This is a genomic window from Hymenobacter glaciei (genome assembly GCF_039539585.1).
GTDB classification, from domain to species: Bacteria; Bacteroidota; Bacteroidia; order Cytophagales; family Hymenobacteraceae; genus Hymenobacter; species Hymenobacter glaciei.
Genome location: NZ_BAABDK010000035.1, coordinates 76,944 through 94,670 on the forward strand (window position 1 = coordinate 76,944; position 17,727 = coordinate 94,670).

Below are 17,727 nucleotides of genomic sequence, written 5' to 3' on the forward strand. Positions count from 1 at the left end.
TCACGCACCATGTACAAAGAAGTCCTGCAGTCCATCACGGGCATTGCCATTTACCCGCTCATCTCCTTCGTCATCTTTTTCCTCTTTTTCGTGGCCCTGCTAGGGTACGTGCTGGTGGTCAACCGCCAGCACATCAGCGCCATGAGCATGCTGCCGCTGCTGGACAACGAGCACCCCGCCGCCGAAAAGTCTGACTTCTCATGCTAACGCTTCTGAAAAACACCAGGCTGGGACTGTTGACCGCGGCCGGCCTGCTGCTGAGCAGCGTGGCCCGCGCCCAGACTCTTGAGGCCAACGCGCCGGCCAAAACCGCCGGCATGACTGAGCAGGAAATCCTGTTCTGGGGGCTGCTGGGGCTGCTGGGGCTGCTGGGCGTGCTGCTCCTGGTGTTGCTGCTGGTCGGCATCACCATCGTGATGCAGATGAAGCCGCAGCTGCGCCAGCTCTACGACCTGCCCATGGTGCATAATACCTGGAGCGGCAAGATGCTGGGCTTGCTGGTGGGCGACGCCACGCTGGTGCGCGGCGAATACAAGGATGAAATCCTCGACCACAACTACGACGGCATCCACGAGTTCGACAACGACCTGCCGCCGTGGTGGAAATACGGCTTTTACTTCACCATCGTGTTTGCCTTTGTGTACGTGGGCTACTACCACCTCACCACCAAGGGACAGCTGCAAGTAGCCGAATACGAAACTGAGATGCGCCAGGCGGCCCTGCTCGTTTCGGCGGGCGCCGACGACCCCACCAAGCTCACCACCTACGCAGCCCTAACCACCGCGGCCGACCTGAGCAGCGGCAAAAGCATTTTCACCACCAACTGCGCCCCCTGCCACGGCCAGAACGCCGAAGGCAAAGTCGGCCCCAACCTAACTGACGAGTTCTGGCTGCACGGCGGCGAGGTGAACCACGTGTACAAAACCATCAAGTTCGGCGTGACTAGCAAGGGCATGGTGGCCTGGAAAGGCAAGCTCTCGGGCAAGCAGATTCTGCAGGTGACTTCCTACGCGCTGAGTTTGCAAGGCTCCAAGCCGGCCAATGCCAAGCCGCCGCAGGGCGAGAAAGAAGCGGTCAAAGCTGGCGGAAAGCCAGTGGCGGGGCTCTAGCGAAAACAACAGGCCGTCATGCAGAGCGCAGCGAAGCATCTTGCTCGCCACCACCAATTCATGATTACTGCTGCACGCGAGATGCTTCGCTGCGCTCTGCATGACGGCGTTTTTTGATTCAACTCCCTTCTCCCATGGCCTCCACCCAATTCAAACCCGACGATGCGTACCGCGACTCCATCTCCACGGTGGATGCGGCCGGTAAGCGGGTGTGGCTATACCCCAAGAAGCCCGCCGGCCGGCTCTACCGTGCCCGCAAGTGGCTGAGCTACGGGTTCTTGGCCGTGCTCTTTGCCGGACCCTGGCTGCGGCTCAACGGCCTGCCGCTGCTGATGCTGAATCTACCGGCGCAAAAATTTATTATTCTGGGACAGATATTCTGGCCGCAGGACTTCTTTATTCTGCTGCTGGCCACGCTCACGTTTCTGGTGTTCATTATCCTGTTTACGGTGGTGTACGGGCGCGTATTTTGTGGCTGGGTGTGTCCGCAGACCATTTTTCTGGAAATGGTGTTCCGCCGCATCGAGTACTGGCTGGAAGGCGACGCGCCCCAGCAAAAAGCCTTGGACCGGCGCGAACTGGACTGGGACAAGCTCTGGCGCAAAACCACCAAGCACGTCCTGTTTCTGGCCGTGTCGTTTCTGATTGCCAACACTTTCCTGGCCTACATCATCGGCTCGGATGCGCTGGTGGCCATCGTCACCGACCCGCTCACGGCCCACCTGGGCGGGTTGGCGGCCATGGTCGGGTTCACGGGCGTATTCTACGCCGTGTTTGCGCGGTTTCGGGAGCAGGTCTGCACCATTGTGTGCCCCTACGGCCGCCTGCAGGGGGTACTGCTCGACCAAGACAGCCTTGGTGGTGGCCTATGATTACAAGCGGGGCGAGCCGCGCGAAAAGCTCCACAAAAACCAGGCGCGCACCGAAGGCGACTGCATCGACTGCCACCAGTGTGTGCAGGTGTGCCCCACCGGCATCGACATCCGCAACGGCGCCCAGCAGATGGAGTGCACCAACTGCACGGCCTGCATCGACGCCTGCAACTCCATCATGGACCTGGTGAAGCTGCCGCAAGGCCTCATTCGCCACGCCTCCGAAAACGGTATTGCCAACGGCACCAAGTTCGGGCTGACCGGCCGGGTGAAGGCGCTGTCGGGTGGGCTCCTGCTGCTGCTGGCCGTGCTCACGGGCATGCTGGTGTCGCGCGCCAACGTGGAAGCCACCGTGCTGCGCACACCCGGCCAGCTCTACCAGAAAACCGACCACGGCACCATCACCAACCTCTACAACATCTCGGTCGTCAACAAAACCAACCGCCGCTATCCCATCACCCTGCGCATCCTGGAACCCGCGCAAGGCCAGATTTCCCTTATCGGCACCAACGGCCTGAAGCTGCCCGCCCAAGGCATCACCGAAGGCGTCTTTTTCGCGGAGCTGCCCCGCAAGGCCCTGCACCGCACCAACCAGAAAATCCGCATCGGCCTGTTCAGCGGCGGCGAACTGATAAGTGAAACAAGCACCAAGTTTCTGGGCCCGTCGCAGTGATATTTTAACAACGGAAAAATTAATAAGAACGTCATGCTGAGCGCAGCCGAAGCATCTCGCTTGCAGTAGTAAATCAATCGTTCAACAATGCGAGCGAGATGCTTCGACTGCGCTCAGCATGACCGTTCTGACAAACGAATCAAGATGACCAACCCAGCCCTTTCTCCTCCTAAACGCAGCGTCTGGCCTTATGCCATTATTGCGGTATTCGTGTTGTTTGCCGCCTACATCGGCTCCATGGTCTACCAAGCCATGCAGACCGACGTGAACCTGGTTAGCGCCGACTATTACCAACAGGAATTGGCGCACCAGCAGCGCATGGACGCTGTAGCCCGCACCGCCGCGCTGCCGGCGCCCGTGCAGGTGCGCCACGAGCCCGCCAGCCACCGCCTGACCCTGGAGCTGCCGGCCGCGTTAGCTGGGCAGGCCGTGCAGGGGCAGGTCCATTTCTTCCGCCCCTCCGATAAAGCCCTGGATTTCACGCTACCGCTACAGCCCGCTGCCAACCGGCGCCAGGTCATCAACACCAGCAAAATGGCACCCGGCCTGTGGCGCGTTCAGCTCGATTTTACGGCAGGCGGCCAGGCCTATTTCCTCGAACAAGACCTTACGCTTAACTAACCGATGCTCTGGGCCGGATTTCTGTTTGGGTTGCTGGGCAGTTTTCACTGCGTGGGCATGTGCGGGGCCATTGCGCTGGCGCTGCCCGGCGGCGTCGACAAGGCCACGTCGCCGTGGCGCTACACGGGCGGGCGGCTGCTCTACAACCTCGGTCGGGTCACGACTTATGCCACGCTGGGCGCCGGCGCCGGGTTGCTGGGACAGGGCCTGCGCCTGGCCGGTGCGCAGCAAAGCCTGTCCATTGCCTCGGGCGTCCTGATTCTGGTGCTGGTAGCCGTGCCGGAGCGTCATTCCAGCCGCCTGGCGGGTTGGCTGGGGTTGAGCCGCCCGTTGGCCTGGGTGAAGACTACGCTGGGCCGCTTGTTTCAACGGCCTACGCTGCCCGCCTTGTATGGCACGGGCGTGCTGAACGGCTTGCTGCCCTGCGGCCTGGTATACCTGGCGCTGGCTGGGGCGCTGAGTGCGCCGGGCGTGGCCGGCGCGGCGGCCTATATGGCCTGCTTCGGCCTGGGCACGCTGCCGCTGATGTTCGGCTTGTCGCTGAGCGGGCGGCTGGTGCCGCTGCTATGGCGCACCCGCATGCGCCAGGCCGTACCCTACGCGGCGTCAGTGATAGCGGTGCTATTCATCGTGCGCGGCCTCGGGCTGGGCATTCCTTACCTGAGTCCCCAACTGGGCCCGCCCACTGCCAAAACCAGCCTAAACCAACCAGCCACAGTGCATTTCTGCCACTAGCTACTGGATTTTTCATCGCCTAACATAGCCTGCTGCAAACCCATGAAAACCCTCCTCGTTCCCCTTGACCACACCGCCGCGGCCGAACACACCCTCGCCTACGCCAACAAGCTGGCCGTGCGCTGGCCAGCCGAAGTGGTGCTGCTGCACTGCATCCCCAATACGCCCGCAGTAACCGCCGACGTGTTGGCCACGGAGGAGCAGCGCCTGTGCAGCCTCGTGGAGCGCCTGCGCTACCAGCAGCTCACCCGCCAGGACGGCCGCCGCATTCGCTACAGCTACCGGGTGCTACCGGGCACTTTGGCCGACCAACTGCAACCCGAGGCCGTGCGCTGCGCTGCCGACCTGGTGGTAATGGGCCTGGAACCCATCGACTGCTGCCACCAGCCTACCCCTGCCACCCACGCCGCAGCGCTGGCCGAACTGCTTGCCTGCCCGGTGCTGGTGGTGCCCGCGGGCCGGCGCTCGTTGCCCCGCCGGGTGGTGTTCTCTGCCGATTTTGGGGTGCTGGACAAAAGCTTCATCCATCGGCTTTCGGCCCTGGCAGGTGCGTTCCCGGCGCCAATGGAGCTGGTGCAGTTTTACGCGCCGCTCGACCGGCCCCAGCGACGGCCCCTGAAACAGGCGCTGCATTCCGCTGCCGCGCAGCTGGTGTGGGCCGCGCCCATCACCGAGCACCTGGTAGAGGACGAGGCGCGGCTGGAAGGCGCCGATGAGTTTTGCGCCCGCCAGCACGCCGATTTGCTGATAATTGCGCCCACCAGTGCCGGTCAGCTGGCGCAATACTTCGCCACCTGCCATACCAAAACGCGGGCCTACCACACCCAAATCCCGGTGCTGGTGCTCCCCGCCATCGGCTACCACGCGGGCCAGGAAAGCTGCTGCGAACGTTGCGCGCAGCATCCGGAGTCACTGGCGGTGTCAAGCGTCCGCTCGGTTTACCACACCATTCCGTGGGTGTAGCCATTAGCAAAGCACGGTCATGCTGAGCGCAGTCGAAGCATCTCTACAGTTCAAGTAATCATTTACTACTGCAGTAGAGGTGCTTCGACTGCGCTCAGCATGACGTTCTTTTTACTTACAAAAGCATCGATGCCAGCACCCCACCCAAATTATTTCGCTCTCATGTTAAGCCGCCACGCCATGCGCCTGCTCTCCTGGTTACCCTGCGCCACCGCCCTGCTGCTGGCAGCCTGCGACACCAAAAACCCCAACGGCATGCCCGACCAGCCCGCCGGGCAAAGCGTGGTGCAAGCCCGGCCCGCCACTGCCCCCAAGCCAGACTCGGCCGCCGCCCACACCGAAAACGCGGTGATGCCCGCCGACACTTCCGTGGCCGGGGTCTGGCTGCTGCTCGAAGGCGCCCTGCGCGGCCACGATGCCCAAGTCCTCAACCAACTCATCGACCCGGAATTCGGCCTCTGGATTCTGGAGCAGCCCGGCGCCGTGCCCACCGTGACGCGGGTGGCCGAAGTAGGTGCTTTTCATCGCGCCCACCAGGGGCAAACCTTGTTTTCGCTGGATAAACAGCTGATGACCTGCCCGCAGCTACAGGTTCTGAAGCTGCTGCCCGGAGCAGACTGCGCCCTGCAAACCAAGCAGAACGCGGGGTTTGCCCAACAAGGCTGCTTTTCCGGGCCGGCCACCGCCTTCCGCGGGCTGGACATCTGGCCCCACGCCACCGTGACAGGCGGCACTGCGGCCCAGGGGAAAGCGGCACAAGGGCGCACGGTCCGCACGGTGCTGCAAACCCGCACGGGGTTCCGGTTTCACTTCGCCAAGTCGGCGGGCGCGGGCGGGCGCTGGAAGCTCATTTTTATCGACCTGCGGGAGCCATGCAGTGCCTGACCGTTGGCCGTTACCAACAACAACGCCCGACTGGAGAACCGGCCGGGCGTTGCTGTGTGAAAAAACGGTTCTAGAGACGCATGCTTGCGTCTCGTCGTGCGCGCCGAGAGGCTGGTTTCTGTTTAACGACGAGACGCAAGTATGCTTCTCTACCCTAGCTTGAAGGTGAGCACCGGCGGAAAGGCATGGGTGGCCACGCTTTCGGCAACGCTGGTATGCAGCAGGCGGCTCAGCCCCGTGCGGCCGTGGGTGGGAACCACCAATAGGTCGGCCTGCATTTGCCGGGCGTAGGCGGAGATGCCCGAAATGGTGCTGTCATCGACATAAATGGCGGGCTGCGCGTGCTTCAGGTTGTGGCGTTCAAAGAAATCTACGATGCGGGCCTGCGCGGCGGCAACTTCTCCTTCCTTTTCCACCACTTGCAGCAGGTGGAATTGGGCATCGGGGAAAAGGGCCTGCACCTGGCGCAAACCGGGCACAGCCTGGTCGGCTTCGGCGGTGAAGTCGGACGGAAACAGGATGCGGCGCGGCGCGAAATCGGCCACGGCGTACTTCACAGTGAGCACCGGACAAGGGGCCAGCCGCACCAGCTCTTCGGTGTGGGAGCTGGTAAACAGGTTCTCCATCGCTGAATGGATTTGCGCGCCAATAACCACCAAGTCAATGTGCTGCGTTTCGATGGCCTGCAAGATGGCGGGGCCGGTGCTGTCCGTCAGCACCATATCGTGCACCGTCACGTTGGAGGCGGTGCGGGCGGCTTCGTCTATCAGGCCGTGCATGCGCCGCTTGGTGGCTTGCAGTAGCTTAATCATGAATAAGTCATCCATTCCTCCGTCGCCTCCAACCGGGCCTCCAACCGTGCTGAAGCCAGCGGTTTCGGGCACTGCCAGCACGTGGAGCAGCGTCACTGCCGCGCCTACCTGGCCGGCCAGCTGCAAGGCTACGCCAAAGGCGTGGTGCGATTCGGGAGAAAAATCGGTGGGGACCAGCAGGTTTTTCATGATAAAGGAAATGAGTGAGTCAGACCTGGCAGCAGACGAAGTCTGACGCAAATGTCTGGCGCCGGGGTAGCGTTGGACATGACAGGAACGCTGCATAAACCTGACATTTATCAGGCTTCGTTAGGCGGGTAATTCCGCAGTCATGCTGAGCTTTTCGAAGCATCTCTACCGCGTAAATAATCAGATTTAGTGCTGCGGTAGAGATGCTTCGGCAAGCTCAGCATGACGTGCTATTCACAAACATCCCCGCTCATACCAGCACCCCAGCTGGCTGCTTTTCCAGGTCGAATAGCTCGCTGAGCAGGACCACCAGCTGGCCGGGCTCGCCCCGCTTGCAGGCGGCTTTGAGGTGCAGCACGGGCTGCTTCAGCACTTTTTGCATCAACGACCGGGTGATGTCGTCCAGCAGTTCGGCTTCGGCGGGGCTCATTCGCTTGCCGAAGCGTTTCATTTCTTCCTGCCGCAGCTGCTCCAGGGCATTTTTCAGCTTTTGAATGGTGGGCGACACTTCCATTTCCTCGCTCCAGTCCTGCAGGCCCGCCATGCTTTCGGCGATGATGGCCCGCACCTGCGGCACGGCCGCCAGCCGCCGCTCCAGGGCTGCGGAGGCTTTGCTCTGGATGGCATCGAGGGAATACAGCAGCACACCGGGCACGGCTTCCACGGTCGGGGCAATGCTGCGGGGCATGGATAAATCCACCAGGTACTTGTGGCTCAGGACGGGTTGGTTGCCCAGTAGTTCAACCGTGATGAGGGCTTCGGGGCCCGAAACGGACGATATTACCACGTCGGCCTCCTGAATGCCGCGGGCTAAATCGGCAAAGTCGAGTACCTGCAGGTTGCACTCGGCAGCCAGTGCTTCGGCCTTGGCCCGCGTGCGGTTGCAAATGCTGACGTGCGCAAACCGGCTGCTGCTGCCAAAATAGCGGCCCACATCCACCCCAAAGGTGCCCGCCCCCACCAGCAGCACCCGCGGGCTGGCCAGGTGGGCCGTCAGGTCTTCCACCAGCTGCAGGGCGGCGTAGGCAACCGACGCCGCGCCGTCGCAGAAACCCGTTTCCTGGCGCACGCGCTTGTGGGCAAAAAACACGGTGTGCAGCAAGCGGTGCATAAACGGGCCGGCCGCGCCGGCATCGGCAGCCCACTGGTAGGCCTGTTTCACCTGGTGGCTAATCTGCTGGTCGCCCACAACCTGCGCATCCAGGCCCATGGCCACCTCGAACAGGTGTTGCACGGCGGCCGGCGCATTGGCGATACTTTCTACATAAGGGGCAATTTGGGACGTGTCAGACAGGTTTTTCACCTGGGCTAATGCGTTCAGAATGGCCGCGCTTTGTTCCTGGGCGGCGCTGTAGTACACTTCGGTGCGGTTGCAGGTGCTCAGCACGAGCACATCGGCCAGGCCCAACTCCTGGCTCACGGTCAGCAGCAATGCCCGACAGGCGGGTTCGTCCAATGCCCACAATTCCCGGATGGCGAGCGGCGCGTGCCGGTGAGAGAGGCAGACAACTTTGAAGCGCTGGTTCATGCGGAAAAACGAAGGATGAAGAGCGGGCCGCGCATTTCCGGGCGGGGTGGCCACCAACAAAGGTCCTTTGGCACCCAGCGGGCTGGCATGACACACGTCAGCCGACCGCCTGATAGGTGTCATATGTCCACCCCAGACGAAGCGGGACCTTTACCGGTGTCCTACTAGGCCGGGCACGTGCCGCTTGCGCCATGAAAAACCTCCTTTTGCTCGGCTCGCTTTTCCTGGTGGCCGGGGCCAGCCACGCCCAGCTCATCAGCCCCGACCAGGTGCCGCCGCTGGCCTTCGTGGCCTTGCAGCAACACTATCCCCTTGCCACCCAGGTGCAGTGGAAACGAACGCAGGGGCTGTACCAGGTCAGTTTCAACCAACCCACCGGCCAGCAATTCGTGCGGTTCACCGCCAACGGCGACGTGGCAGCCACGGGCGTGCCCCTGGCCCTGAGCGCCCTGCCGGCCAGCGTGCGCCACACGCTCACCGACCATTACCCGAGCCGGAAGGTGTGCCAGGCCGCCAAATTCGTGAATGCCCGCACAAAGGCCATTACCTACGAAACGGCCACCTGCGAAAGCAACCTGAGCCGCACGTTGGTTTTCAACGCCGACGGCACCAAGCTGCGCCGGCCCGGGCATTTGTAGGAGAGCAGTTTTAAGGACGTAGGGGCGGGGCCTGACCCCGCCCGTGCGCTCGCATCGTTGCGCGGAATCGTTGCAACGGCGCGAACGTCCGGGCGGGGACAAGCCCTACCGGGTACGACCCCGCCCCTACATCGTTCAACCTTTATACTGACTTCGGAACCGCTCTAAGCGGCTACTGCTGCCCGCGCTACCCCAACCTTCAGCACTGGAAGCTGTACCACCGAGCGAAGCTGCCGGCGGCTGATGAGCTTCTGCAGCTCCACGGCCCAGAACGCCCCGCTCGATACGGCTACGGCAATGCCCAACTCCGCCCACGTTAGCGGCTGGGTGCTGAGCAGGTGGTTGAAAAAGGGCGTGTACACAATCAGCAGGTGCAGCGCCAGGGTTAGTCCCACGGCACCCAATAGGGGCTTATTGGAGAGCAGGCCCAAGCTAAAAAAGGACTCGTGCCGCGACCGAATGGCCAGCACCAGGCCCAGCTGGCTGAAGCAGAGCACGGTGAAGGCCATGGTTTGCCAGTGGGCGATGCCGTGGCGCAGCGCCCAGGCTTCGGTGCCGATGGTGGTGCCCCCTATCAGCACCCCAACCAGGACAACAAACCAGCCCAGCCCGTTGGCGAAAATGGTTTGCCGCGGGTCGATGGGAGGGCGCTGCATGCTTTGGGCTTCGGCGGGCTCGTAGGCCAGAGCCAGCGCGGGCAGGCCGTCGGTTATCAGGTTCACCCACAAAATATGAATGGCCAGCAGGGGTACCGGCAGGCCAAACAGCGGCGCCAGAAACAGCGAGCAGACTTCCCCCACGCTGCCGGCCAGGATGTAGCAAATGAATTTGAGGATGTTGTCGAAGATGCGCCGCCCGTGCTTCACCGCTTCCACCATCGTGGCAAAGTTGTCGTCGAGCAGAATCAGGGATGCCGCTTCTTTGGCTACTTCGGTACCGTTGATGCCCATGGCCACGCCGATGTCAGCGTTTTTGAGGGCGGGCGCGTCGTTCACGCCGTCGCCCGTCATGGCCACCAGTTGGTGCCGGGCCTGCAGCGCGCGGATGATGCGCAGCTTCTGCGCCGGGTCGACGCGGGCATACACCCGCACTTTTTCGACCAGGGCCGCGAAGGCCGGCTCGGCGAGCTTGGTCAGCTCCGAGCCGGTCAGCACCAGCTCATCGGGCCCGGAAAGGATGCCCAGCTTTTCAGCAATGGCCCGGGCGGTGAGCGGGTGGTCGCCGGTAATCATGACGACCACGATGCCGGCGGCCTGGCACTCGGCCACAGCCTGCCGAGCTTCTTCGCGGGCCGGGTCAATCAGCCCGGCAAAGCCGATGAAGCGCATTCCGGTCTCGACGGTGGCAGGCGTGACATCCGTAGGCAGGTCGGGCAACAGCCGGGCGGCGTAGCCCAGCACCCGAAAGCCTTTCGCGGCCAGGGCATCGGCGCGCCGCCGCAGCTCTGAAATTTCTGCCTGCTGGTCGGCGTCAAGCTGGGCGAGTAGGGCGCCCATAGCTCCTTTGGTGAGGCACAGCACGCCTTGTTTGGTTTGGTGCAGCGTCGTCATGCACTTGCGCTGCGAATCGAACGGCAGCTCGCCCACGCGCGGAAACCGGCTTTCGAGGGCGGTGCGGGCCTGGCCCTTTGCTGCGGCGTATTGCACCAGGGCTACCTCGGTGGAGTCGCCCAGCCAGTGGCCGGCGGGGTCCTGCGTCACGTCGTGGTTCAGGGCCATGGCCGTGAGCAGGGCCGTCCCGTTATCCAGCCCCGGCAAGGCAAACGTGGGCGCGGCATAGGTGTCCTCTACCGTCATTTGGTTGAGCGTGAGGGTGCCGGTTTTATCGGTGCAGATGTAGGTGACGGAGCCCAGCGTTTCCACGGCTGGCAGCTTGCGGATGAGGGCCTGGTGCTGCATCAGCCACTTAGCGCCCAGGGCCAGCGACACGGTGACGAGGGCGGGCAACGCTTCGGGCAGGGCGGCAATGGCCAGCGAGATGGACACCAGCAGCAGGGTGCCCAGCGGCTCGCCCCGCAGCCATCCCATACCGAAGAATAGCGCCCCAATCACCAGCGCCGCCGCCGAGAGGTACTTGCCCAGCGTAGCCAGCCGCTTTTGCAGCGGCGTCACTGTTTCCTCGGTTTGCAGCAGGCCCGCAATTTTGCCCAGCTCGGTGCGCATGCCGGTGGCCACCACGTAGGCCGTGGCCCGGCCGTTGGTCACGCTGGTGCCTTTGTAGCCCATGTTGCACCGGTCGGCCAGCGGATACTCGCCGGCGGGCAGGGCCCCGGTGGTTTTCTCCACGTTCGTGGATTCGCCCGTTAGCGAGGACTCATCCACTTTCAGCGCGTGGGTTTCCAGGAAGCGCACGTCGGCCGGAATAACGTCGCCGGCTTCGAGCACGACCACGTCGCCGGGCACCAGGTCGGCGGCCACAATTTCTACGGGCTGGCCGTTGCGCAGCACCTGGGCCTGCGTCGCGGCCATCTTCTGCAAAGCCTCCAGGGCCTTATCGGCCCGGTATTCCTGCACGAAACCGATGACGGCGTTCAGGACCACAATGGTCAGAATGACGCCCGCCGGCTTCCATTCGCCTACTAAGGCCGATACCGCCGCCGCCGTCAGCAGCACCACAATCATCACGTCGGCCAGCTGGTGCAGCAGCAGCTGCCACGTGGTTTTCTTCTTCGTCTCGGTCAACACGTTCGGGCCGGATTCGAGCAGGCGCTGCCGGGCCGTGCCTGCATCGAGGCCGGCCGGGGTAGCCCGCAGTTCCAGGGCTACCTCGGCAACGGGCGCAACGTGGTATTCCATAGAAAACAGAGAGCGGAAGTAGTTGGGCAAGCCCGATGGATGGCGCGCGGCATTGGCGCGAAGCGGCAGTTCGCCGCCTATTCGGTGGCCGGCAACACCAGCACGGGCACGGTACTATGCAGCAGCACCTGCGCCGTGACGCTGTGGTGAAACAGCTCGCCGAGGAAGCTGCGCGGCCGGGCAATGAGCACGACCATATCGAAGTAGGTGGGCCGGGCCGCTTGTAAAATGCCCTCCGCTGGGGCCGGGGCGTCGATGCTCAAGCTCCGAACGGGTTGCACGAGGTCGGCGGTCAGGCCGGTGCGCTGCACCAGGGCCAGCGTCGCCGCCCCGCTTTCGCTCGGGTCAGTGTTTTCCGTTACATGAAGCAGAGTCAGTTCCGCGTGCAGGGCATCGAGCAGGTGCCGCATGGTGCCCGTGTGCTGGCCCAGCGAGAAGTCTTCGCCATCCACGGCCAGCAAGATGCGCCGCGGCGGCTTGGTCGTGTGCACATTATGCGGCACCACCAGCATCGGGTACGGGGCGGTGCGCAGGATGTCGAGGGCCGTGGTGCTGACCAGCTCATCGGGGGTTTCTTCTGTGGCGGGCCGGCCCAGCACCACCAGGGCCGGGTGGTGGCGGCTCACGGCGTCGGCCACGGCGGAGGCTACGCGGCCGTGGTCCACTTCGGCCACCACCGGCACGGGCAGGTTGGCGGTAATGCGATTCAGCGCCAGCTTAACCGCGTGCTGGTTCAGGCTCGACAGCTCGCCGGTAAGCAAGTCCGGGTCGATGATGGAGTCGCGCCGCACGTGCAGCAGCACCAGGCGCGCGCCCAGCGGTTCGGCCAGGTTGGTGGCGTAGTCGAGGGCGCGTTTGGCAGCCTGGAAAAAATCCGTGAGAATCAGCAGGGAGGGGACCATAAGGGCAGGGATGTTAGTGGTAAAACCACTGGCAAAGGACTGCCCGAGTGCCTGCGATTGGCATGCATAACGTCAGCCGTATTCCTGATTTTAATCAGGAACAATTGGGGCCCCGCTATTTCTGGAGTAGGTGGGTGGTACGGCGACCAATGGCGAAACCCACCCCCTGATAACAATCAGGCGTGAGCTCTGGAAAAATCATGGTAAACGGATGGAGCAAAGAGCAGCTTTGTGCTACCCAATCGGCTGGCTTTGCGGCACTAGCCGCAGGCAGCTCCGCGTTTTGTGAATTTTCACCCTTTTCCACCTTTTTATGCATACTCCGATGCAGACTCTCACCGACCAACTTACCACGGCTGTCGCCACCCAGTTTGACCCTGAAGCGGTGGCCACTGGCTACTCGCTGAAAGGCGTGGCCAAAACCCTGAAGCAGCTGGCGCAACAACTCACTAAGCAACAAGCGAAGCAAGAGCACGCCGCCCGGAAAGTAACCGGGCCCACCGCTAAAACCCAGCGCAAGGCATTGGCGGCGGAGCTCCTCACCGCGCTGCGGCCCCAGTTGGGCTTGGGTACCGCCACCAGCACCGCAGCGCCCAGGCCTATTACCAAGACGGTGAACCGCTTGGCTGCTAAGCTCATTAAACAGCGCGGCAAGCAAGCGAAGCAAGCTGCTAAAGCAATGCGCAAAGCGGCTAGGCAGCTACGGAAAGAGCAAACGTTGGCGCCGGTGCTGCAAGTGGTTCGGCCCACCTCCGTTGCCAATGCCCTTCCGGCTCTCGCCACCCGGCCGAACCGCGCCAGGCGCACTGCTTCGAACGGCTCCCTGACTGCTGGCTCGGCTCGTAAAGAACTCGCGGCAACGACCTAGCATTAAAAACGGCTCGGGAAACCTGCGTTTCCGAGCCGTTTTGGCACCTACTAAAATTCTCTAGAATAAGCCTAGTCCACAAAACTCGTCCCCTCTGGACATTTCGTGAACTTTGATTCGTAGACGAGTTTCGCAAACTCCCACGGCAATAAAGTAGCTTGCGAGCCATCCGGCACTAGGCCGCTGCTGGTGGTTTACCAAACGGAGGGTTAAGAAGGCAAGAGAGGAACATGCATAACTAGCGGCATCCGCCGTCAGTCCCTTTATGAAGCCGTACTTTTTCGCCGTCTGTACTTGCCTGTCTCTAACGGCCTTTTCTCAGCAATTGCCAGCAAGTGTGTGCGAGCGCACAGCCGCGACCTATCTATTTCAGGAGGTGTTCCCGAAGGATTTTCCCCGCACCAAAAAATTCGTGTATTTCGGCCATACGGAAGAACGGCCCTTTGATTTTGCTATGTACCGCCCGTGTGGCATGCTCGACTCTTTGTTGAGCACTAGCTCAGATGCAGCCTATGTTGCACGTATCGCGAGGGGGAAAACCCCACCCAAACCAGTACCGCTGGCGGTGCAAGCCAGACTTATCACGCGGTATAACGGCAACTCGCCCGCCGTTACCCTCTTTGAACACATTTCGTTTCCCGGCGTTGAAGTGGTCCCTGTGGTGGTGGCTGCTGCGCGTGGCCAATTGCACTGCTACTATGTTTTTATGAGCCCGATGGGTCGGGTAATGAGCTATTGTAGCGTGCAGGCTATTCAATAAAATTGCTGGTTACGGACTTCTGAGGGCCTGAAGCAGCTAGTTATGGAATTCAGCAAACCGTCGTTTCAAACCAATTAAGGGCTTATTTCTACGCAGCAAGATTTATGCGCTTATAGATTAGCTTTGGGGCCAACCTTTCAATTGATGGTTTTAAAACCGCTTTTTACCCCTGACATGAAAACGACTACCACTGCGCTGCTACTAACTCTTTTTGCTTTCTCGGCCAAGGCTCAGGAGGTTAAACCTGACAAGCTGGTCAAGTTGACCAATGAAGAATTGCTGGTTAACGTCATCAGTGTGAACGAACGCGAGGTTTCCTTCTCGTATCCGGGGGAAAAAGCCGTCAATGTGGTCAACAAAAACCAGCTTAAAGAAATTGAGTTTGCGAGTGGCCGCGTCGAAAAGTTTTCGGAAAAAGTGGTGATTGCCAGCGAAGAAGATTGGCAAAAAGTGGTGGTTACGACATTGGAGTCTGACGTGAGTGGCTTAAGCCGAAAGGGAGAGGTGCGCGCCAAAGCCAGCGGGGCAACTGCCTTGTCGAATCAAGCCAACATTGATGCGCGTGCCACCGAGAAGCTGAAGCGCGAAGCGGCAAAAATGGGGGCCCATATTGTGCTACTACAAGCTCAAAACACCCAGCGGGGTTCGATGGGCAACGCTTTCCAGACGGCCCAGGTCCCTACGAGTCTTAAGCAGGGCGTCGCCTACGGCTATTAACCCACGCCCCTGTGCTTGAGGCCGCGAGGGCAGATTATTCGACGCCGTTCGAAGCCGTATACGCTGCAAAACGGATTGGCCATCGGTCTGAAAGCCACGAGATGGACTCAGCGGAAGGGGCCGTGCGCTAAACGTGCTCCGTTTGGCAACAGCAAGGCTTATCGGTGCAGCTTAACCTCGAGGCCCACCGTCGCATACCCCATAAAAAATCCTTTCGTGCCCACTTGCAGCGTGAGCGGGCGAAATTCGTACGCCAACCGGCCTTGCGTGGGGCTCACCCGCAGCCCCACGCCCCCATTGGCGCTAAAATAGAGTCGGTGGAAATAGCGGGAGCCTTCGGTTGGAAGTTGCTGTTCGCCTCCCGTTCCCAACAAGCCGCGGGCATAGCTCGCCGAGCCCCCACCAGAAACGACCACGGCCACCGCCCGGTAGCGCAGCACATCGTAGTGCACGGCCACGCCCGCCGAGGTGGTGCGATAAAACTGGTCCTGGCGGTCGGTGAACCCGGCCGATGAAAATTCGCCGCAAACTATTTGGGGATTAAAGCGCCACCGGGCGGCGGCCCCCCAGCTCTTCAGGTATCCGAGGGCGTACACCACCCCCAGCCCGCCTTCTTCGTTCCCTTCCTGTGCGCCAACGCCAACGGCGGCCTGAATCGAACCGCCTTTTCCGGCAGCTTCTTGGGCGTGGACCGCTGGCAAAGGCCACAGCAATGCCGCCCAGGCCAGGACGAGGTTTTTCTTGTGCATACTAGTTCATTTGGATGGAGATGCCTCTGTGCGTAGTACCAGGTGCCCTAAGGTAAGCTGCAAAGGAAAGGCACGGTTCAGGCAACCGGCATTCAGCCAGGGTAAGCAACTTGAGTAAGAGGTCAGCGAAACGGACGGGCCGTAAACAAGGTCTGCTCAACTAAAATAAGGTCATTCTGCATGCGCTGGCGGGCTACTCATGCCCACGGCCATTGGCCCAAGCAAGCAACGCTCTGGTGTTGCCACAGGATGAACGCCCCCGACGCCTTTGGCTTGCAAGCTTACGTCGGCTTTCTCCACGATTGGTTCGCGGGAATAGTCCGGGAGCAGCGGCGAAAGCAGCATAATGTTTGCCCTGCGCTCCACTGGACGCAGGTTCAGCCCGTTATGGCAGGCTCCGCTATTACCCGTAACAAACAGAGGCTTCGCAACCCACCGCGCCTGGGCTTTTCTGTCGTTATTCTCGTTTCCTGCCATTGCGCGGACTTTAATGGGTTGCTAGCCAGAGCGATGCCACTGGTGCCTGGGTAACCAAGGGGCAGCCCGCTTTGCCTCTTGCCGCGCGAATGGGCGTTTCATACAGCATAGATTACTCGCTATTTTCCTACTTTTAGCGGATGAGCACATACGTGATAGGGCAGCGTTGGCTTGTCTGCTTAAGTTTTTTGGGGTTGCGGCCTGCTGGCGCTGCCGAACAAAACATGAGCGAACCGCTTGCTGGCGGGCCAAGGCTGGTTGACCAGCAGGGAAGAGTATGGGAGGCGGCACCGCGCGGTCTCTGGCTGAACGAGGGCGCTAAGAAAACTTATTTCACCACCCAAAATGGTCTGAGCAACGACACCATTACGGCGCTGGCGCAGGATGCCAGTGGCCAAATCTGGGTGGGTACGCGCGAAGGGCTCCAGATGTATGAGGGCACCGGCTTCCGCGAAATCAGCTACGCGCAGGGGCTGCCCAGCAAGCAAATCACCGCGCTTTATGCCCCACCCAGCGGCGACTTCTGGATTGGTACCCGGGCCGGCGCGGTACGCTACGCCGGGCGGCGGCTGGCGCCGTTGCCCGCCCTGCGCGGCCTGGCCGTGCAGTTTATCGGCGAGGATGCCCACGGCTGGGTGTTTGTCACGAATCAGGGCATCCGGCGCCTGCCGAAAGTGCAGCCGGTTAGCTGGCAATGGCTGGGCTGGACGGCGGGCGGGCTTTTAGTAGTAAGTGCCAGCCTGTGGGCCGGCTGGCAGTGGCGCCGGGGGCAGCAGGTGCAGCTGCGCCTGGCCCAAACCGAGCAGCGCGCCCTGCTGGCCCAGATGAACCCCCACTTCATCTTCAACTCCTTGCAGTCTATCCAGAACTACATCCTGCGGCATCAGGCCGAAGCCGCCCAGCACTACCTCACCCGCTTCGGCGGGCTGATGCGGCTGATTCTGGAACAGTCGCGCCAGCCGCTACTCACGGTGCGCGCCGAGCTGAGCATGCTGCGCAGCTACCTGGAGCTGGAAGCCCTGCGCTTCGAGGGCCGGTTCACCTACGAGGTGGCCGCCGAGGAGGCACTGCTGGACGAGGAAATCCCCGCCATGCTCCTGCACCCGTTCGTGGAGAATGCCGTGTGGCACGGCCTGGCACACCACGCCGGCCAGGGCCAGGTAGCGGTGCGCGTAACCCGGGAGGCTGATTACCTGGTGGCCGTGGTGCAGGACAACGGCGTGGGCCGCCAGCGCGCCGCCGGGCAGCCCGGCAACCACGCGGGCTATCCGTCGCGCGGTTCAGCCATTATGGAGGAACGCATTGCCCTGCTCAACCGACAAGCCCGGCACCCCATCACCGTCCTCATTACCGACCTGGGCAGCGCCGACTCCCCGCCCCAAGGCACCCGCGTGGTGGTCCGCATTCCGCGCTTGCATTCCTAATTTTCCGCCT

18 protein-coding genes are annotated in these 17,727 nt (G+C 61.9%); 13 read left to right on the forward strand and 5 right to left on the reverse strand.

Annotation, left to right across the window (positions count from 1 at the left end; all coding sequences use genetic code 11):
- The first annotated feature begins 9 nt into the window (after positions 1 to 9).
- The 8 genes from ABD837_RS23740 (at position 10) to ABD837_RS23775 (ending at position 5,858) form a co-directional block, all read left to right on the forward strand.
- Positions 10 to 207, forward strand: a complete 198-nt coding sequence (locus tag ABD837_RS23740; protein ID WP_345059564.1) for a hypothetical protein — start codon at positions 10 to 12, stop codon at positions 205 to 207.
- The gene (locus ABD837_RS23745; RefSeq protein WP_345059565.1) at positions 201 to 1,109 is read left to right on the forward strand and encodes a cbb3-type cytochrome c oxidase N-terminal domain-containing protein; all 909 of its coding nucleotides are present in this window, start codon (positions 201 to 203) and stop codon (positions 1,107 to 1,109) included. The genes ABD837_RS23740 and ABD837_RS23745 overlap by 7 nt, the downstream gene beginning before the upstream one ends.
- 134 nt (positions 1,110 to 1,243) lie before the next feature.
- Positions 1,244 to 1,981 carry a 4Fe-4S binding protein gene (locus ABD837_RS23750; RefSeq protein ID WP_345059566.1) on the forward strand — a complete coding sequence of 246 codons (738 nt, stop codon included), beginning with the start codon at positions 1,244 to 1,246 and terminating at the stop codon, positions 1,979 to 1,981.
- Positions 1,968 to 2,654 (forward strand): 4Fe-4S dicluster domain-containing protein, encoded by a 687-nt coding sequence (locus tag ABD837_RS23755; RefSeq protein ID WP_345059567.1) that lies wholly within the window; start codon positions 1,968 to 1,970, stop codon positions 2,652 to 2,654. Before ABD837_RS23750 ends, ABD837_RS23755 begins: the two co-directional genes overlap by 14 nt.
- A gap of 144 nt (positions 2,655 to 2,798) precedes the next feature.
- Complete coding sequence (locus ABD837_RS23760; RefSeq protein ID WP_345059568.1) at positions 2,799 to 3,275, forward strand: FixH family protein; 477 nt, start codon at positions 2,799 to 2,801, stop codon at positions 3,273 to 3,275.
- Positions 3,276 to 3,278: 3 nt separating this feature from the next.
- Positions 3,279 to 4,010 carry a sulfite exporter TauE/SafE family protein gene (locus tag ABD837_RS23765; RefSeq protein WP_345059570.1) on the forward strand — a complete coding sequence of 244 codons (732 nt, stop codon included), beginning with the start codon at positions 3,279 to 3,281 and terminating at the stop codon, positions 4,008 to 4,010.
- A 42-nt stretch (positions 4,011 to 4,052) separates the two neighbouring features.
- The gene (locus ABD837_RS23770; protein WP_345059572.1) at positions 4,053 to 4,973 is read left to right on the forward strand and encodes a universal stress protein; all 921 of its coding nucleotides are present in this window, start codon (positions 4,053 to 4,055) and stop codon (positions 4,971 to 4,973) included.
- Positions 4,974 to 5,135: 162 nt separating this feature from the next.
- Entirely contained in the window at positions 5,136 to 5,858 is a 723-nt protein-coding gene (locus ABD837_RS23775; RefSeq protein WP_345059574.1) for a hypothetical protein, read from the forward strand.
- A 149-nt stretch (positions 5,859 to 6,007) separates the two neighbouring features.
- On the opposite strand, the gene ABD837_RS23780 is transcribed toward ABD837_RS23775, so the two are convergent.
- On the reverse strand, positions 6,008 to 6,859 hold the full coding sequence (locus ABD837_RS23780; protein WP_345059576.1) for a universal stress protein: 852 nt from the start codon (positions 6,857 to 6,859) through the stop codon (positions 6,008 to 6,010).
- A gap of 250 nt (positions 6,860 to 7,109) precedes the next feature.
- Positions 7,110 to 8,387: a glutamyl-tRNA reductase gene (hemA, locus tag ABD837_RS23785; protein WP_345059578.1), complete on the reverse strand. Its 1,278-nt coding sequence runs from the start codon at positions 8,385 to 8,387 to the stop codon at positions 7,110 to 7,112.
- A 191-nt stretch (positions 8,388 to 8,578) separates the two neighbouring features.
- Between hemA and ABD837_RS23790 the strand changes: the two genes are divergently transcribed.
- Entirely contained in the window at positions 8,579 to 9,025 is a 447-nt protein-coding gene (locus ABD837_RS23790) for a hypothetical protein (RefSeq protein WP_345059579.1), read from the forward strand.
- A 164-nt stretch (positions 9,026 to 9,189) separates the two neighbouring features.
- Here the strand turns inward: ABD837_RS23790 and ABD837_RS23795 are convergent, their stop codons facing one another.
- Both ABD837_RS23795 and ABD837_RS23800 read right to left on the reverse strand, forming a co-directional pair.
- The gene (locus ABD837_RS23795) at positions 9,190 to 11,820 is read right to left on the reverse strand and encodes a cation-translocating P-type ATPase (RefSeq protein ID WP_345059581.1); all 2,631 of its coding nucleotides are present in this window, start codon (positions 11,818 to 11,820) and stop codon (positions 9,190 to 9,192) included.
- Positions 11,821 to 11,897: 77 nt separating this feature from the next.
- The gene (locus ABD837_RS23800) at positions 11,898 to 12,722 is read right to left on the reverse strand and encodes a universal stress protein (protein WP_345059583.1); all 825 of its coding nucleotides are present in this window, start codon (positions 12,720 to 12,722) and stop codon (positions 11,898 to 11,900) included.
- Between the two features lie 313 nt (positions 12,723 to 13,035).
- Between ABD837_RS23800 and ABD837_RS23805 the strand changes: the two genes are divergently transcribed.
- The 3 genes from ABD837_RS23805 to ABD837_RS23815 all read left to right on the forward strand — a co-directional run bounded on the left by ABD837_RS23805 (position 13,036) and on the right by ABD837_RS23815 (position 15,067).
- The gene (locus ABD837_RS23805; RefSeq protein ID WP_345059585.1) at positions 13,036 to 13,590 is read left to right on the forward strand and encodes a hypothetical protein; all 555 of its coding nucleotides are present in this window, start codon (positions 13,036 to 13,038) and stop codon (positions 13,588 to 13,590) included.
- Between the two features lie 265 nt (positions 13,591 to 13,855).
- Positions 13,856 to 14,350, forward strand: a complete 495-nt coding sequence (locus tag ABD837_RS23810; RefSeq protein ID WP_345059587.1) for a hypothetical protein — start codon at positions 13,856 to 13,858, stop codon at positions 14,348 to 14,350.
- Between the two features lie 174 nt (positions 14,351 to 14,524).
- Positions 14,525 to 15,067 carry a hypothetical protein gene (locus ABD837_RS23815; protein ID WP_345059589.1) on the forward strand — a complete coding sequence of 181 codons (543 nt, stop codon included), beginning with the start codon at positions 14,525 to 14,527 and terminating at the stop codon, positions 15,065 to 15,067.
- Between the two features lie 158 nt (positions 15,068 to 15,225).
- Here ABD837_RS23815 and ABD837_RS23820 read toward each other — a convergent pair whose 3' ends face one another.
- Complete coding sequence (locus ABD837_RS23820) at positions 15,226 to 15,816, reverse strand: hypothetical protein (RefSeq protein ID WP_345059591.1); 591 nt, start codon at positions 15,814 to 15,816, stop codon at positions 15,226 to 15,228.
- A gap of 701 nt (positions 15,817 to 16,517) precedes the next feature.
- Between ABD837_RS23820 and ABD837_RS23825 the strand changes: the two genes are divergently transcribed.
- The gene (locus ABD837_RS23825; RefSeq protein ID WP_345059592.1) at positions 16,518 to 17,717 is read left to right on the forward strand and encodes a sensor histidine kinase; all 1,200 of its coding nucleotides are present in this window, start codon (positions 16,518 to 16,520) and stop codon (positions 17,715 to 17,717) included.
- Positions 17,718 to 17,727 lie beyond the last annotated feature (10 nt).

What these genes read in the sequence shown, in the direction of transcription:
- ABD837_RS23815 (WP_345059589.1), top strand. Translation starts at nt 14,525, where the DNA reads ATGAAAACGACTACCACTGCGCTGCTACTAACTCTTTTTGCTTTCTCG.
- ABD837_RS23740 (WP_345059564.1), top strand. Translation starts at nt 10, where the DNA reads ATGTACAAAGAAGTCCTGCAGTCCATCACGGGCATTGCCATTTACCCG.
- ABD837_RS23780 (WP_345059576.1), bottom strand. Translation starts at nt 6,859, where the DNA reads ATGAAAAACCTGCTGGTCCCCACCGATTTTTCTCCCGAATCGCACCAC.
- ABD837_RS23760 (WP_345059568.1), top strand. Translation starts at nt 2,799, where the DNA reads ATGACCAACCCAGCCCTTTCTCCTCCTAAACGCAGCGTCTGGCCTTAT.
- ABD837_RS23745 (WP_345059565.1), top strand. Translation starts at nt 201, where the DNA reads ATGCTAACGCTTCTGAAAAACACCAGGCTGGGACTGTTGACCGCGGCC.
- ABD837_RS23800 (WP_345059583.1), bottom strand. Translation starts at nt 12,722, where the DNA reads ATGGTCCCCTCCCTGCTGATTCTCACGGATTTTTTCCAGGCTGCCAAA.
- ABD837_RS23775 (WP_345059574.1), top strand. Translation starts at nt 5,136, where the DNA reads ATGTTAAGCCGCCACGCCATGCGCCTGCTCTCCTGGTTACCCTGCGCC.
- ABD837_RS23795 (WP_345059581.1), bottom strand. Translation starts at nt 11,820, where the DNA reads ATGGAATACCACGTTGCGCCCGTTGCCGAGGTAGCCCTGGAACTGCGG.
- ABD837_RS23820 (WP_345059591.1), bottom strand. Translation starts at nt 15,816, where the DNA reads ATGCACAAGAAAAACCTCGTCCTGGCCTGGGCGGCATTGCTGTGGCCT.
- ABD837_RS23770 (WP_345059572.1), top strand. Translation starts at nt 4,053, where the DNA reads ATGAAAACCCTCCTCGTTCCCCTTGACCACACCGCCGCGGCCGAACAC.
- ABD837_RS23825 (WP_345059592.1), top strand. Translation starts at nt 16,518, where the DNA reads ATGAGCGAACCGCTTGCTGGCGGGCCAAGGCTGGTTGACCAGCAGGGA.
- ABD837_RS23805 (WP_345059585.1), top strand. Translation starts at nt 13,036, where the DNA reads ATGCATACTCCGATGCAGACTCTCACCGACCAACTTACCACGGCTGTC.
- ABD837_RS23765 (WP_345059570.1), top strand. Translation starts at nt 3,279, where the DNA reads ATGCTCTGGGCCGGATTTCTGTTTGGGTTGCTGGGCAGTTTTCACTGC.
- ABD837_RS23790 (WP_345059579.1), top strand. Translation starts at nt 8,579, where the DNA reads ATGAAAAACCTCCTTTTGCTCGGCTCGCTTTTCCTGGTGGCCGGGGCC.
- ABD837_RS23750 (WP_345059566.1), top strand. Translation starts at nt 1,244, where the DNA reads ATGGCCTCCACCCAATTCAAACCCGACGATGCGTACCGCGACTCCATC.
- ABD837_RS23810 (WP_345059587.1), top strand. Translation starts at nt 13,856, where the DNA reads ATGAAGCCGTACTTTTTCGCCGTCTGTACTTGCCTGTCTCTAACGGCC.
- hemA (WP_345059578.1), bottom strand. Translation starts at nt 8,387, where the DNA reads ATGAACCAGCGCTTCAAAGTTGTCTGCCTCTCTCACCGGCACGCGCCG.